The following is a 15374-nucleotide window of genomic DNA, read 5'->3' on the forward strand; positions in this document are numbered from 1 at the left end:
TCCCCCCGTGAGCGGGCCTTGACCAAGCCATAGGAAAAGGGGCGGGGGGGTCAGCCGCCCCTCCACCCCTCCCCTGCCCCGGCGCTCAGTCCGAGGCGGGCACCGCCCCCAGCGGCACGGGCGCAGGCGGGGCCACCCGCCGGCGCTCGAACTGGTAGAAGACGGCGGGCACCACGAAGAAGGTCAGCAGCGTGGACGTGATCACCCCGCCCAAAATCACGATGCCCAGCCCCCGGCGGAACTCGGCGCCGTCGCCCTGACCCAGCACCAGCGGAATGCTGATCACCAGCACGGTCAGCGTGGTCATGATGATGGGCCGGAAGCGCAGCTCGGCGGCCTCGATCAGCGCCTCGCGCAGCGGCAGCGAACGCATCCGCTCGGTCACGAATTCGAGGTACAGGATCGAGTTCTTGGTGGACAGGCCCAGCAGGATCACCATGCCCAGCACCGTGATCACGTCGAGGTCCACCCCGAACAGGGCCAGCGTCCACAGCGCCCCCACGATGGCGAGCGGCACGGGCAGCAGCAGGTAGATGGGGTAGCGGAACGAGTTGAACTGCGACCCCAGCACGAGGTAGGTCAGCAGCACGGCGAGGATGAGCACGACCGGGCCGTAGAACACCAGGTCCTCGGTCAGGCCCGCCGTCCCGAAGGAGGACGCGTTGCCCAGCGTCACCCCGTCGGTGAGGATTCCGGCCGCCGTCGCCCGGTCGATCAGCGTCTGCTGGTAGGCGAAGGCGTTGGGACCGCCGGGCACAAGGTCGATGTCGAGGCTGGCGGTGTACGCCTTGTTCAACCGGCTGAGGGTGGCCGGGGCCTGCCGGGTCTGGAAGGTGCCCAAAGCGGCGAGCGGCACGTTGGCCCCCAGCGCGGGCGCGAAGACCGTCTGGTCGAGCAGGCTCTCGCCGCCCTGCACCTGCGCGGGGTCGAGCCGCACCACGATGTCCACGCTGCGGTCGCCGTCGCGCAGGCGGCCCGCCACGCTGCCGTCGTTGTAAGTCCGCAGCGCCTGCGCCACGTCGGAGACGGTCAGGCCGGTGCCCGCCAGCCGCGCGGGGTCCGGCACGAAGGTCCGCTCCTGCCGGGTGGCCGAGAGACTGCTTTCCAGCGAGGCGATGTTGGGGTCGGCCGCGAGCAGCCGCACCAGTTCCCGGTTGCGCTCCACCAGCAGCGCCTGATTGGGCGCGGTCAGGGCGAGGCTGAGGTCCGAGCCGCCCCCCGGTACGCCCTGCTGCGAGGCCACCCGCACCTCCGCACCCGGCACCCTGGCGGCGATGGCCGAGAAGTCGCGGGCGTAGTCGGCGCCGAGGGCCTCGATGCCGGGGCGTTCTTCGCGCGGGGCGAGGGTCACGGTCAGGCTGGCCGTGTTCGCGTTCGTGCCGCCCAGCACGCCGCCCGCGCCCACGCTGGTCTGCACCAGCCGGACCTCGGGGCGGGCCAGCAGGTTTTCCTCCAGCCGGGCGGTCAGCGCGTTCGTGCGCGAGAGTTCGGTGCCAGGGGGCAGTTCCACCTCGGCGGTCAGGATGCCGCTGTCGCTCTGGGGAATAAAGGCGAAGCCGATATTCCGCATCGCCAGCGGCACGCTGAGCAGGAAGGCGCCCGCCAGCAGCATGACCACCCAGGGCCGCCGCAGCACCCCGCCCACGCTGCGGGCATAGGCGCGGGCGGTCGCGGTCACGCCCCGGTTAGTCCAGCCGTGCAGGGTGCCCGTCAGCGCCTCGAGGAGAGCGAGCAGGACCGTCAGCAGGTAGCGGACCAGGGTCAGCAGCACGGGCGCGAGCAGGATGGACAGCGCGGCGACGGCGGGCAGTTCCAGCTCGGTCAGGCGGTCCAGGCCCACCCACAGCGCGGCCCCCGCCAGGGCGAGCAGCAGCAGGCCGGAGAAGGTCCGCACCCCCGCCAGCGCCTCCCGGAAAAAGCGTGGCAGCCGTCCCAGCACGCCGGGCACCTGCCGCCAGCCGATGGGCTGCGGGTCACGGGTGTAGGCCATGCGGACGGTGAGAAAGAGCAGGCTCTCGAGCCAGCTCAGCGTGATCGCCGCCGCCAGCCCCAGCCCGAACTGGCTGAAAAACTGGCCCAGGATGCCCGGCATGAAGGACAGCGGGATCAGCACCGCGAGCAGCGAGAAGGAGGCCGCCGTGACCGCCGAGAAGACCTCCGAGCCGCCCACCAGCACGCTGCGCAGCAGGCCATAGCCCATATCCCGGTAGCGCTGCACGTTCTCGGCCACCACGATGGAGTCGTCCACCACGATGCCGATGGCGACGATGATCGCCAGCAGCGAGACGATGTTGAAGGAAAACCCGAACAGGCTGTAGAGCAGCGGCGCGGCGCTGATGGAGATCGGGATGGCGAGGATGACCGCGAAGACCGTGTTCAGCCGCCCCAGGAACAGCAGCACGATCACGCCCACCGCGCCGATGGCGATCAAAAACTCCTTGAAGGTGTCCTCCACGGTCGCGCGGGTGGCGGTCGTGGTGTCGCTGGCGAGGGTGAGCTGATAGCCGTCGGGGAGCGGCTGTTCCGCCAGCGCCTCGGTCACCTCGTCTGCCACCGCCACGCTGTTCGTGCCGCTGGCCTTGCGGACGCTGAGGAGGACGGCGGGCTGCCCGTTCACGCGGGCATAGCTGGTCGGCCGGGCGGAGGTGTCGCGCACGGTCGCCACGTCCGCGACCCGCAGACCGGAGGCGGGGTCCACGACGATGCGTTCGACCTCCGCGAGGCTGGTCGGCGTGTTGCGGGTGGAAAAGCCCACTGTGGTGCCGTCCTGGGTGACGCTGCCCGCCGGGAGGTCCAGCGCCGAGGCCTGAATCGCCCCCGCCACCCGCCCCGGCGTGAGGCGGTAGGTCTGGAGCCGGGTGGGGTCCAGCAGCACCTGCACCTGCCGCGCCGGGCCGCCCGACACCGCCACGTCGGCCACGCCGGGCACGCGCTCCAGCCGCGGGACCAGCGTGTCCTCGGCGTAGGCGGCCACGTCGGGGGCGCGGGCCGAGCCGCCCAGCAGGGCCAGGGTCAGGATCGGCGTGGCGTTGGGGTCGAACTTCTGCACGACCGGCGCGTCCGCCCCGCTCGGCAGCGTGCCGCGAATGGCGGCCACCGCCTGCGAGACGCTGTTGGCCGCCGAGTCGATATTCGTGTCGTCGGAAAAGGTGATGACGACCGCCGACTGGTTGCTCACCGAGGTCGTGTTGATGTCCACGACGCCGCCCAGGGTGCTCACGGCGGCCTCGACGCGCTGGCTGACCTCGCGGTCCACCTGATCGGGTGTTGCGCCGGGGTAGGCGGTCGAGACGGCCAGCACCGGCACCTCGAAACTGGGCAGCAGTTCCACCCCCAGCCGGGTCGTCGCCAGCAGGCCGAACAGCACCACCATCACGAAGATGCCGATGGAAAAGACGTAGTTGCGCACGCTGAAGCGCACGGCAGGGTGAACGGGCGGCTCGGGGGTGCCGTCGGGCAGGGTGCCGCGCGGCAGGTCGAACTCGGGGGGATCGTGGGTGCTCATGCGAACTCCGGAAGGGGGAAGTCAGGCCGGGAGACGGAGGGGCGAACGCGGTCAGCTCGCCTCACGCGCCGCCCCCCGCCACGCGCACCCGCGCCCCGTCCTGGAGGCTGCCCGGCACGGGGGTGATCACCTGCGCCCCGGCGTCCAGCCCGCGCACGGCGACCTGGCCCCGCGCCTCGGCGTCCACCTGCACGGGCACGCGCTGGGCGACGCCGCCCTCGACGACGTAAACGGCACTCTCGCCGCCGTCCACGCTCAGGGCCGACGACGGCACCAGGACGCCGCCGCCCACCGTCGCCCGGTAGCGCACCTGCGCCGCGCCGCCCACCGGGAGGTCGGCCCCGCCCTGCACCCGCGCCGTCACGGGCACCAGGCGGTCGCTCCCCGCCACCCCGCTGACCTCGTTCACGACGGCCACGTAGGTCTGCCCGCCCGCGTCGAGGTTGAGCCGGGTGCCGGGCGTCAGCGCCGCCGCGTCGGCCGGGGTCACGGTGAAGCGGGCGCGGACGTTCCCCGCCTCCACCAGCCGGAAGACCGGGCTGCCCTGCCCCACCGCCTCGCCGACCTCGGCCGCGACCGACACCACGACGCCCGCGAAGGGGGCACGCACCACCGTGCGGGCCAGCGCGGTTTCGGCCTGGGTGACCCCGGCGCGGGCGCTCTGCACGCTCAGTTCCAGGGCCTCCGGGCTGCCTGCCCCCGCCTGCCCGTTTTGCGCGAGCGCGTTGCGGGCCTGCGCCAGCGCACTCTCGGCCTGCGCCTGCCCCGCCTGGGCCGCGAGGAGTTGCGCTTGGGTGATCTGGTCGTCGTCGTAGCGCTCCTGGGCGTCCTGCGCCTCCTGCCGGGCGCGGCGCAATCCGAGTTCGGCGGCGCGGACGGACGCTTCCAGCGCGGGCCGGGCGGCGTCCACGGCGTCGCGGGCCTGCCGCAGGCTGAGTTCGGCCTGTTGCAGCCCCAGCCGCGCCGAGGTCAGGGCCTGCTGCGCCGCCGTGTCGTCGAGCTGCACCACGCCCTGCCCGCTCGTCACCCGCTCGCCTTCCTGCACCAGCACGCGAATCACCGTGCCGCCCGCTTGCGCCGCCACGTTGCTGTCGCGGCCCGCCTCCAGCGTGGCGGCCACCGTGCGGGGCACCGTCAGCTCACCCTCCCCCGCCCGCACGGTCCGCACCGCGAGCGCGGTCGTCTTGGGCGGCGGGGTGGAGAGACTGGTAGCCGCCTCCTCCCCTCCCCCCTCGGGCGAGCAGGCGGTCAGCGCGAGCAGCAGGGTCAGCGGCAGCAGGGTGCGGGTCACGCGGGCCGCCGGAGGGGAGAGGGAGCGGCAGGCTGGGGGTAGGACATAGGGGAAACCTCCAAAACAGGGCAGATGGCCGAAGGCGAAGGATCAGGACTGGGGGGGCTAGGGCTGGGGCGTGAGGCCGGGCCACAGCAGGCCGAGCAGCGCGGAGACGAACCCGTCCGGGTCGGCCGGGGGGGCGGGGGCGGGCGGGCAGGAGGAGGTGGGCTCTCCCTCTGCCCCGGCGAGCAGTTCGCGGTAGACGTGCTGGGTGAGCGCCCCCAGCAGCGCGGAGGCGGCGACCCCGGCGTCCTGCGGGCGAACGCGGCCCAGGGCCATCTCTGCCCGCAGGTAGGCGGCCAGGGCGTCGAGGTCCCGGCGCACCGGGTCCCCGATCCGGCGCAGCAGGGGGTTGTGGTCCGGGGCGTGTCCCTGCGAGAGCATCAGCGTGAGGCGGGGCACCACCCGCGCCGCGTCCTCCAGAAAGCGCCGGGCGACGTGTTCCAGATGGTCACGCACCCGGCCCGTCCCCACCCGGCCCGGCAGGTCGTCGCGCCAGGGGGTCACGTCGTGCAGGCCCACCGCCGCCTCGAACAGGTCGGCCTTGGTCGCGTAGCGGGTAAAGAGCGTGCCCTCCGCAACGCCGACCCGCCGCGCGATCTCGGCGGTGGTCGCCCCCACGCCGCGTTCCAGAAAGACGGCGCGGGCCGCTTCCACGATCTGTTCATCCGAGACACTGCGCGGCCGGGCCATGTTCCTGAGTATGGACTCAGGAATACGGGGGCATAGGGACGTTTGGCTACAGTGCGCGGCTGGACCGGGGGGGGCCGGAGGGGGGCCGCGCCGGGGCTACTGCACCGCCCGCGCCGGACAGGTCACGCGCACGCGGGCCTCGGCGCCCTCCGGCCAGACCTCGCTGCCGGACGTGTGGACCAGCAGCTCCTGCCCCCCCAGCCGCACCGCGTAGGTCACGTCGTGGCCCTTGTACTCGCGGGCCACGATGGTGACCGGGGTGCCGTCCTCGCCGGGCTGGGCGAAGGCCAGATGTTCCGGGCGCACGCTGACCAGCACTGCCCCCTGCGCGGGGTCTTCCAGCGGCACGTCTCCCAGCGCGGTGCGGGCCACCCGGCCGCTCGCGGTGCCCGAGAGCAGGTTGCTGCAGCCCAGGAAGTTGGCGACGAAGGCGGTCTTCGGGTGCGCGTAGACCTCGTGCGGGGGGCCGATCTGCTCGGCCCGGCCCGCCCGCATCACGACGAGGCGATCGGAAAAGGCCAGCGCTTCCTCCTGATCGTGGGTGACCAGAATCGCGGTGGTCCCGCTCTGGCGCAGGATGGCGCGGACCTCCTGCCGGGTGGAGTGGCGCAGTTGCGCGTCGAGGTTGGAAAACGGCTCGTCGAGCAGCAGCAGCGCGGGCCGGGGCGCCAGGGCACGGGCCAGCGCCACCCGCTGCTGCTGCCCGCCGGAAAGCTGGTGCGGATAACGGCCCTCGAAGACGGTCAGGCCGACGAGCGCGAGCGTCTCGCGGGCGCGGGCCAGCCGCCCGGCGCGGGGCAACCCTTGCAGGCCGAACAGCACGTTCCCCAGCACAGTGAGGTGCGGAAAGAGGGCGTAGTCCTGAAACACCAGCCCGACGCCCCGCCGCTCCGGGGGCACGGGCGGGGCCGTCATCTCGCGCCCGGCGATGCGGATGCTCCCGCTGTCCGGCGTCTCCAGCCCCGCGATCAGGCGCAGGGTGGTCGTCTTGCCGCAGCCCGACGGCCCCAGCAGGGTCAGCAGCTCGCCGGGCGCCACGCTGAGGTCCAGCGCCTCCAGCACGGGGGGCAGCCCCGGCGCGTAACTCTTGGTCAGGGCCGCGATCTCCAGCAGTGGGGCGGCGGGGGCCGAGGGCGTTAGCGTCGTGCCCGACGCCCGGCGATTCAGCAGGGCGCGGAAGCCGGAAGGGGGGTGGGTCATGTCCTCTCTCTCCTCAGGATCAGCACGGTCAAGAGCGACCCGCTGAGGGCCAGCACCAACGCGTAGGGGGCGGCCGAGGCGTACTGCGCTTCTTCGGTGTAGGTCCAGACGTTGCGGGCCAGGGTGTCGAAGCCGGTCGGGGCCAGCAGCAGGGTCAGCGGCAGTTCCTTGAGGACACTCAGGAAGACGAAGGCCGCGCTTGCCAGCAGGCCGGGGCGCATCAGCGGCAGCGTGACCTGCCAGAGCGTCCGGGCAGGCCGGGCGCCCAGCACCCGCGCGGCCTCCTCCAGCCGGGGCGTGGCCTTGGCGAGCGAGGTGCGGATGGGGCCGATGGCCTCCGCGACGAAATGCAGCGTGTAGGCCAGGATCAGCAGGGCGAAGGTCTGGTACAGCCCCGGCGCCGACCTCAGCACGAAGAAGACGAGCGCGAGCGCGAAGGCCAGCGGCGGCGTCGCGTAGCCCAGATACGCCACCCGCTCGGTGATCCTGGCTGCCCGCCCCGCGTAGCGGTTGCCGATGTACGCGAGCGGAAAGGCGAGCGCCGTCGTGGTCAGCGCCGCCACCCCCGCCGCCGTCAGCGCCGAGCGGGTCGCGTCCCACAGCCCGGCGAGCGCGTAGGGATTCTGCTCCAGCCGCAGCCAGTAGCCCACCGTCCCCAGCGGCACGATCAGGGCGGCTCCCGCCAGCAGCCCGATAAAGACCCAGGCGGGCAGCGTCCAGCCGCGCAGGGGGACGCGGGCGGGCTGCCGCGCCCCCCCCGGCGACACCCGCGAGAGAAAGACGCCGCGCATCAGCCGCGCCTCCAGCCACAGGGTCAGCCCGGTCACAGCGAGCAGCATCAGCGCCAGCCACGCCGAATACACCCGGTCGTAGGCCGCCGTGTACTGCTGGTAGATCGCCGCGCTGAAGGTGGGGTAGCGCATCAGGCTGGTCACCCCAAAGTCGCCCAGCACATGCAGGGTGACCAGCAGGCCGCCCGACAGCCACGCCGGGCGCAGGTGCGGCAGCGTGACCTCGCGGAAGGTCTGCCCCGGCGTGCGGCCCAGCAGCCGGGCGGCGTCCTCCAGCGCGGGGTCCTGCGCCCGCAGCGCGGCGTGCAGGTTCAGGAACAGGTACGGGAAGGTAAAGAGGGTCAGCACCCCCAGCGCCCCCCAGAAGCCGCTCGGCCCCGGCCAGCTCAGGCCCGTCGCCGCCCAGATGGTGCCCCCCGGTCCGCTCGCCGCGATCAGGGCGTAGGCGCCCACATAGCCCGGAATCGCCAGCGGCAGCACCCCCAGCAGCGTGAGGACCCAGCGCGGCCGGAAGGTCGTCCGGGCGGCCAGGTACGCCAGCGGCAGCGCCACCGCCGTTCCCGCCAGCAGTACCCCCAGCGCCAGCCCCAGCGTGTTGCGCAGCAGTTCCAGATTCCGGACTCGGAACACGATCTCGCGCAACTCCTCCGCCTGAGCACCGAAGGCCCGCAGCACCAGGTACGCGAGCGGCAGCAGCACCCCCAGCGCCGTCAGCAGGGCGGGCAGGGCCAGGGTGGGGGGCAGTCGGCGGCGCAGGGTCATGGGCGGGGGCAGGCCCCACAGGGGGCCAACCGCGCCAAGGTATCAGAGCAACTTGGTCAGGATTGGGGGGCAGGCGTCCCGCCTGCGGGTCATCCGGCACACTTCCCCTGTCTTCGGACGGGGAACATACCAACGGGAACCGAGAGGACTACACCTCACAACGAGGTGAGCGCCCGTGGCTTCAACACGGACGCTCGGAAAGGGGGTGCTCTCTTGAGACACAACGCCACTCTGAGAAGAGGACAACCCCGGCCCCGGCTGGGGGTTTTGCTATCCCCCCTCCGCCCCGGTCCACCGCTCCCGCCTCCCAACCAGTTCGGCGGCAGCCAGCGCGGGCAGCAGGCTCAGCAGCAGGCCAGTGGCGAGGCCGAGCGTCACCGCCCCCCTCTGCTCCGGCGGAAGCCCGCCCACCAGCAGAGCGTTGAGGCCCAGGCCACCCAGCGACAACGCCAGCACTGCCAGCAGGCCCACGCCCCAGGACACCCAGACGGCCTCGCCCGGCCAGCGCCTGCGTCGGGGCAGGGCGCACACCAGCCCCACCAGCAGGCCCAGGATCAGGAAGATGTTCGAGAAGCCGATGGTGAGCGGGTCAAGAGGCTCCGAAGGCTCCGGCTCCCACATCAGCACCGGCCACAGCGCGGCGACTATCCACGCGGGCCAGCCCAGCGCTCCCAGCACCCGCGCCGGGGCAGGCCGCAGCCGCAACGCGCCCAGCACCGCCGCGCAGGTCAGCAGGGCACCCAGCACGCCTCCCAGCAGATCCATGCCCGTATCTCACCACAAGCGCAGGAGGCCCCACCCGCAGGCGAGACCTCCCCCTCTTGGGCTGGCGACTGTCCTTACAGCAGACCCGCCTCCCGCAGCAGCCGCTGGGCCTTCTCGATGTTCTTGGGCAGCACGGCGGGGTCCACGCGCGGGCTGCGCTTGGTCACGTCGCTGAAGGGCAGCATGGTGGTGGGCTGGATGATGTTGCCGATCACCGGGTACTCGAAGTTCACGCTCAGGAAAAAGGTCTGGGCGTCCTTGCCGGTCAGCGCCGACAGGAAGCGGGTGGCGGCCGCGCGGTTCTTGCTGGTCTTCAGGATGGCCGCGCCCGTCGCGTTGCCCAGGTTGCCGATGTCGCCATTCTTGAAGAAGTAGGTTTCCACCGGGTAGCTCAGGCGGTTCACGCGCTGGATGTAGTAGTGGTTGGTCAGCGCCACGTCGATCTCGCCCGCCCGCATGGCCTCGAGCATCCCCACGTTGCTGGTCTTGTAGTCCTTGGGTTGCAGCGCCTTCATGCCCGCGATCCACTGCCGGGTGGTGGCCTCGCCGTGCTTGGCGATCATGCCCGCCAGGAAGTCCTGGAAGGAGGGGTAGCTGACCGTCCAGCCGATGCGCCCCTTGAGGGCAGTCATCTTGGGCAGGTCGAGGATGCTGTCGGGGAGGTCGCCCGGCTTGATCTTGTTGGGGTTGTAGGCCAGCACCCGGAAGCGCACGGTGGTCGGCAGCCAGGTCCGGTCGTCGGGCACGTAGTCGGGCGCCACGCCGCGCACCATCGCGGTCGTGAGCTTCAGGAACTTGCCGTCCTCGGCGAGCTCGCCCAGCGCTCCCACCGAGTTGCCCCAGAACACGTCGGCGGGGCTGCGGGTCCCCTCCTCGCGCAGCGCGGCGACCAGTTGGCTGTCGGTGCCGTAACGGACGTTGACCTTGATGCCCGTCGAGCGCTCGAACTGCTGCACGATGGGGTCCACGAAGGTCTTGGCGCGGCCCGAGTACACGGTGATCTGGGACTGGGCCAGCGAGGAGCCGGACAGCAGCAGGGCGGCGGAGGCGAGCAGGAAGCGCTTCATCGAGCGAATCCTAAGTAACTCACTCGGGATTGTCAACACGATGGGGCGGCGGCCCCAGTGGTCCTACCGCCGTTCCAGTGCCAGCTCGATCAGCCGGGTCACCAGCTCGCTGTAGCTCAGGCCCGCCGCTCCGAACAGCTTGGGATACATGGAGGTCGTGGTGAAGCCGGGCATGGTGTTGACCTCGTTCAGGAACAGCTCGCCCGTCTCCTCCACATAGAAGAAGTCCACCCGCGCCAGCCCCGCGCAGTCCAGCGCCCGGAAGGCGGTCAGGGCGAGGATGCGGACGCGCTCGGCCACCTCGGCGGGAAGGGGGGCGGGGATGTGCATCTCGGCGCGGCCCTCGGTGTATTTCGTCTCGTAGTCGTAGAAGTCCGCGTCGAAGCGCAACTCGCCCACCGGGCTGGCCATCGGCGCGTCGTTGCCCAGAATCCCGACCTCCACCTCGCGGGGCTTGTGCGGGGTCATCGCCTCCAGAATCACGCGGCGGTCGAGGGAAAAGGCGAGGTCGAGGGCCGCCTGCAACTCCTGGGGACGGCTCACTTTGCTGATGCCCACGCTGGAGCCGAGGTTGGCGGGCTTCACGAAGAGGGGAAAGTCCAGCTCGGCGGCGCGGGCCTCGACCTCCTCCGGCCGGGTCTGCCACTCGCCCCGCAGGGCCAGGCGCCAGTCCACCTGCGGAATCCCCGCCGAGGCCAGCACCTGCTTGGTCATCACCTTGTCCATGCTGACGGCCGAGCCCAGCACGCCCGACCCCACAAAGGGAATCCCGGCCAGGGTCAGCAGGCCCTGAATGGTGCCGTCTTCCCCCATCGGGCCGTGCAGCAGCGGAAAGACGGCGTCGTAGCCTTCCGCACTCGCGGCGCGGTGCAGCACGAGGTCGCCGCCGGGAATGGCCTGCCCGGTTTCCAGGGCGCGGGCGGTGTCGGTCGGCGGCAGCCAGCGCCCCTGCGGGCTGATGACCACCGGGGTCACGTCGAACTGGTCGCGCGGCAGGGCGGCGAGCACGCTGCGGGCGCTCATCAGGCTGACTTCGTGTTCGCCGGATTGACCGCCCGCCAGCAGCAGGATGCGCTTCTTCATCGCGGGGCAGTATGGCACCCGCCGGGGGGGCTGACCCAAGGCCCCTTGAAACCTCTCACATGCCCCGCTCAGGCTGCGCTATGATTGGCGCCGTCTGACATCCCCAACGTTTTGGCCCGGTCACCCGACCGGACTGCGGCACCCTTAGACCTTATCCAGACCCTCTCCCCGCTCCCTTCAGGAGGCACCATGAAGAAAGTCGCTCTGCTCAGCTCGCTGCTCCTCGCCGCCGCTGCGGTCACCAGCACCGCGCAGGCCGCCGTCGCCCGCGACACGCTGGTCGTGCAGTGGGCCAACGACGTGCCCACGCTGGACCCCGCCGCCACCTACGACACCGCCTCGGGCGCGATCGTGGAGAACATCTACGAAACCCTGGTGACCTACAAGGGCGCGAGCATCCGCGACCTCGAACCCCTGCTGGCGACCAAGTGGGCGATCACCAACAGCGGCAAGACGTACACCTTCGACCTGCGCAAGAACGTCAAGTTCCACTCCGGCAACACCATGACCTGCGCGGACGCCGAGTACACCTTCGAGCGCAACCTCGTGACCAACGCCGCGGAATCGGGCAACTGGTTTTTCTCCGAGAGCCTGCTGGGGACCGGCGCCAACGCGAACGACGACAAGAGCATCACCTGGGCCAAGATTGACCGCGCCGTGGAGTGCAACCGCGCCGGACAGCTCGTCTTCACGCTGCCCAAGGTCGACCCCGCGTTCCTGTCCAAGCTCGCCTACGCGGGCCAGAGCGTCGTGGACCGCCAGCACGCCATCAAGGTGGGCGAGTGGAAGGGCACCGAGGCCGACTGGAAGAACTGGATCGGCAAGGACCTGCAGGGCAGCAACCTGAACAAGCAGCCCAGCGGCACGGGCGCGTACCGCCTGGTCCGCAAGGACGCCAACGCGATCCTCGCGCAGGCCTTCCCCGGCTACTGGGGCAAGAAGCCCGCGATCACCAACGTCGTGATTCAGAAGGTGCCCGAACTCGCCGCCCGCCAGCAGGCCTTCCTGCGCGGCGACGCCGACATCATCGAGACCGGCGGCCGCGCCAACATCGAAGAGCAGCTCAAGGGCAAGCCCGGCGTGGTCGTGGTGGACGGCCTCCCCAACACCAGCGCCACGGCGATTTTCATGAACGAGAAGATCGCTGACGCCAGCCGCCTGGGCAGCGGCAAGCTCGACGGGCGCGGCATCCCGGCGAACTTCTTCAGCGACGTGAACGTGCGCCGCGCCTTCGCGTATTCGTTCAACTACGCGCAGTACATCCGCGACGTGCAAAACGGCAAGGGCAAGCAGCGCACCATGCTGCTCCCCGACACCTTCCCCGGCTACGACGAGAAGGTCAAGACCTACAAGTACGACGCCAAGCAGGCCGAGGCGTACTTCAAGCGGGCCTGGGGCGGCAACGTCTGGAAGAACGGCTTTACCCTGAACGTGTCCTACCGCGCCGGGGCCGTGGCCAGCCAGACCGCCATGGAGATCCTGAAGAAGAACGTCGAAGCGCTGAACCCCAAGTTCCGCGTGAACATCCAGGCCAAGGAATGGTCGGCGATGCTCAACGACTCCAAGGCCGGCAAGGAGCCCATGATCATCATCGGCTGGGCACCTGACTACGCCGACGCCGACAACTTCATGTACACCTTCTACTCCAGCAACGGCTACTACTTCCCGCGCAACAACTGGAAGGACGCCAGCGTGGACAAGTGGCTGGAGCAGGCCCGCAGCACCACCAACGCTGCCACCCGCAACCGGCTGTACTCGCTCGTCGGGCAGCGGGCCTACGAGCAGGCCCCCTTCGTGCTGATCCCGGCGGGCGTGGGCATCATCGCCCACCGCGACAACCTCGTGGGCGTGAGCGCCCGCGCGTACAACCCCATGATCAGCTTCGACGACACGGGCACGTATTGGAAGGAACTCAGCAAGAAGTAAGGCAACGGACCCGGCAGGGACAGGGACGGCCGACATGGCCGTCCCTGTCCCCCTTTGTGTGGGGGCGCCCCGCGTGTATGGTGGAGTGCTGACGCTTTTTCCCGCCTCACCTGCTTTCATCACACCCCGTGCCCCAGGGGCGAGAATCAGCGCCGACTCCCGGACCACCGGAGACTCCCCTTTCCGAGGTTTTCATGCTCAATTTCATCGTCCGCCGCCTCATTCAGATTCCGCTGGTCATGCTGGCCCTGTCGGTGCTGATCGTGGCCCTCACGATGCTGCTCACGCCCGCTCAGCGGGCGGCGGGGTACATCCGTAGCGACCAGCAGGCCGCGCAGCTCGAGCGCATCATCCGCGACCGGGGGCTCGACCAGCCCTTCCCGGTGCAGTACGGCAAATGGCTGCAAAGCACGCTCTCGGGCGACCTGGGCTTTTCCAAGTCCAGTGGGCAGCCGGTGCTGGAGACCATCATCGAGCGGCTGCCCAACACCATCGAACTGACGCTGGTGACCGCCATTCCCATCATCCTGATCGGGGTGTGGCTGGGCACCCTCAGCGCCCTGAACAAGGACCGCTTTATCGATCAGGCGCTGCGGGTGTTCGCGGTGCTGGGCTACAGCCTGCCGACCTTCGTGCTGGGGATCGTGCTGCTGGCCGTCCTCTACGGTTACCTGGGCTGGCTGCCGGGGGCCGGGCAACTGGAGGTGATCAACCAGTTTGCCGTCGGAGACATCCGGCGCTACACCGGGATGCTGGGGGTCGACGCGCTGCTCAACGGGCGCTTCGACATCGCCCTCGACGTGTTCCGGCACCTGATCATGCCCGCGCTGACGCTGATCATCGTCTCGGGGGCGACCATCCTCAAGGTGATGCGCAACAACATGCTCGAGGCCCTGACCAGCGATTACGTGCGCACCGCCCGCGCCAAGGGCCTGCCCGAACGCACGGTCAACCTCAAGCACGCCCGGCGCAACGCGCTGCTCTCGATCATCACGCTGGGGGGCTTCCTGATTATCGGGCTGCTGAGCGGCTCGATCATCACGGAAACGATCTTCGCCTACCCCGGCATCGGGCAATGGGTGGTGCAGTCGGCGCTGCAACTCGACGTGCCCTCGGTGCTGGGCTTCGCCCTGCTCTCGGCGATTATCGTGGTGGTGGTCAGCACCCTGACCGACATCCTGTACGGGGTCGTCGATCCCCGCGTGAGGTTTGACTGATGACGACCGTTCCCGCTGCTCCCCCCGTGCCCGAAAAGCGCAGCACCGTGCGCGACTTTCTGTCCTCGCGGCCCATCCAGAAGCTGCGGCGCAACAAGCTCGCCATGCTGGGCCTGCTGGTCGCCACCCTCTTCTTGCTGGTGGGCTTTTTCGCACCCCTCATCGCCCGGCCCTCGGCAGGGTCCAACTGCGTGCGTGACCTGGGGGCCAGCAGCCCGCAGGAGATCGCCAATCCGCTGAGCGGCGTCTTCTGGAAGGCGCATTTTGCCGCGCCCGACAGTTGCTACTCCATCGAGCGCGAGAGCTTCTCCCCCACCCCCACCCCGCCCAGCGAGGAAGCCCGCTTCGGCACCAGCCAGGGCTACGACATCTTCTACGGCCTGATCTGGGGCACCCGCACGATGTTCAAGCTGTCCTTTATCATCGTGGGCATCACCTTGGTCGTGGGCGTCATCGTGGGGGCGATCAGCGGCTACTACGGGGGTTGGATCGACAACCTGATTCAGCGCTTTATCGACGTGCTGTTCGCGCTGCCGGGACTGGTGCTCACGATCATTTTGATCACCTTCCTCAAGGCCAGCAATCCCGGCATTGATCCGTCTCTGCCCATCATCCTGGCCTACACCGTGACCGGCTGGGCCAGCTACGCCCGGATCGTGCGCGGCGACGTGCTGCGGACCCGGCAACTGGAATACGTGGACGCCGCCCGCAGCCTCGGCGCCCGCGACTGGCGCCTGATCCGGCGGCACATCATCCCCAACAGCCTCGCCAGCGTGCTGACCCTGGCTGTGCTGGACCTGGGCACCATTCCCCTGTCTATCGCCGCGCTGTCCTTCCTGGGACTGGGCTTCCCGACCGGCTACGCCGAGTGGGGCCAGCTTGTGGACTTCGCCCGTGCGTGGCTGCAACCGCAGTACTGGTACGTGATGGTCTACCCGGCGGCCTTTATCATCCTGTTCAGCCTCGCGTTCAACCTCTTCGGCGACGCCCTGCGCGACGCCTACGACCCCAAGACGCGCTGAACCGCTGCGC

At 70.2% G+C, this 15374-nt stretch carries 11 protein-coding genes; 3 read left to right on the forward strand and 8 right to left on the reverse strand.

Annotated features, from left to right (window positions below):
* Window positions 1-85: 85 nt before the first annotated feature.
* From F8S09_RS07825 to F8S09_RS07860, 8 genes are all read right to left on the reverse strand, one after another.
* Window positions 86-3505 (reverse strand): efflux RND transporter permease subunit, encoded by a 3420-nt coding sequence (locus F8S09_RS07825; RefSeq protein ID WP_152870813.1) that lies wholly within the window; start codon window positions 3503-3505, stop codon window positions 86-88.
* Between the two features lie 61 nt (window positions 3506-3566).
* Window positions 3567-4796: an efflux RND transporter periplasmic adaptor subunit gene (locus F8S09_RS07830; protein ID WP_322618640.1), complete on the reverse strand. Its 1230-nt coding sequence runs from the start codon at window positions 4794-4796 to the stop codon at window positions 3567-3569.
* A gap of 105 nt (window positions 4797-4901) precedes the next feature.
* Entirely contained in the window at window positions 4902-5531 is a 630-nt protein-coding gene (locus F8S09_RS07835) for a TetR/AcrR family transcriptional regulator (protein WP_152870815.1), read from the reverse strand.
* Between the two features lie 96 nt (window positions 5532-5627).
* Window positions 5628-6731 carry an ABC transporter ATP-binding protein gene (locus F8S09_RS07840; RefSeq protein ID WP_152870818.1) on the reverse strand — a complete coding sequence of 368 codons (1104 nt, stop codon included), beginning with the start codon at window positions 6729-6731 and terminating at the stop codon, window positions 5628-5630.
* Complete coding sequence (locus F8S09_RS07845; RefSeq protein ID WP_152870821.1) at window positions 6728-8284, reverse strand: ABC transporter permease; 1557 nt, start codon at window positions 8282-8284, stop codon at window positions 6728-6730. Before F8S09_RS07845 ends, F8S09_RS07840 begins: the two co-directional genes overlap by 4 nt.
* A gap of 270 nt (window positions 8285-8554) precedes the next feature.
* Window positions 8555-9049 carry a hypothetical protein gene (locus F8S09_RS07850; RefSeq protein ID WP_152870823.1) on the reverse strand — a complete coding sequence of 165 codons (495 nt, stop codon included), beginning with the start codon at window positions 9047-9049 and terminating at the stop codon, window positions 8555-8557.
* Between the two features lie 74 nt (window positions 9050-9123).
* On the reverse strand, window positions 9124-10116 hold the full coding sequence (locus F8S09_RS07855; protein WP_152870825.1) for an extracellular solute-binding protein: 993 nt from the start codon (window positions 10114-10116) through the stop codon (window positions 9124-9126).
* Between the two features lie 63 nt (window positions 10117-10179).
* Window positions 10180-11199, reverse strand: coding sequence for a D-alanine--D-alanine ligase family protein (locus F8S09_RS07860; protein WP_152870828.1), 1020 nt, complete (start codon window positions 11197-11199; stop codon window positions 10180-10182).
* A gap of 189 nt (window positions 11200-11388) precedes the next feature.
* Here F8S09_RS07860 and F8S09_RS07865 point away from each other — a divergent pair, with 189 nt between their 5' ends.
* The 3 genes from F8S09_RS07865 to F8S09_RS07875 all read left to right on the forward strand — a co-directional run bounded on the left by F8S09_RS07865 (window position 11389) and on the right by F8S09_RS07875 (window position 15364).
* The gene (locus F8S09_RS07865) at window positions 11389-13125 is read left to right on the forward strand and encodes an ABC transporter substrate-binding protein (protein WP_152870831.1); all 1737 of its coding nucleotides are present in this window, start codon (window positions 11389-11391) and stop codon (window positions 13123-13125) included.
* A 194-nt stretch (window positions 13126-13319) separates the two neighbouring features.
* Complete coding sequence (locus F8S09_RS07870; protein WP_152870833.1) at window positions 13320-14342, forward strand: ABC transporter permease; 1023 nt, start codon at window positions 13320-13322, stop codon at window positions 14340-14342.
* Window positions 14342-15364, forward strand: a complete 1023-nt coding sequence (locus tag F8S09_RS07875; protein ID WP_152870836.1) for an ABC transporter permease — start codon at window positions 14342-14344, stop codon at window positions 15362-15364. The genes F8S09_RS07870 and F8S09_RS07875 overlap by 1 nt, the downstream gene beginning before the upstream one ends.
* Window positions 15365-15374: the final 10 nt, after the last annotated feature.

This window comes from Deinococcus terrestris, assembly GCF_009377345.1.
GTDB lineage: Bacteria > Deinococcota > Deinococci > Deinococcales > Deinococcaceae > Deinococcus > Deinococcus terrestris.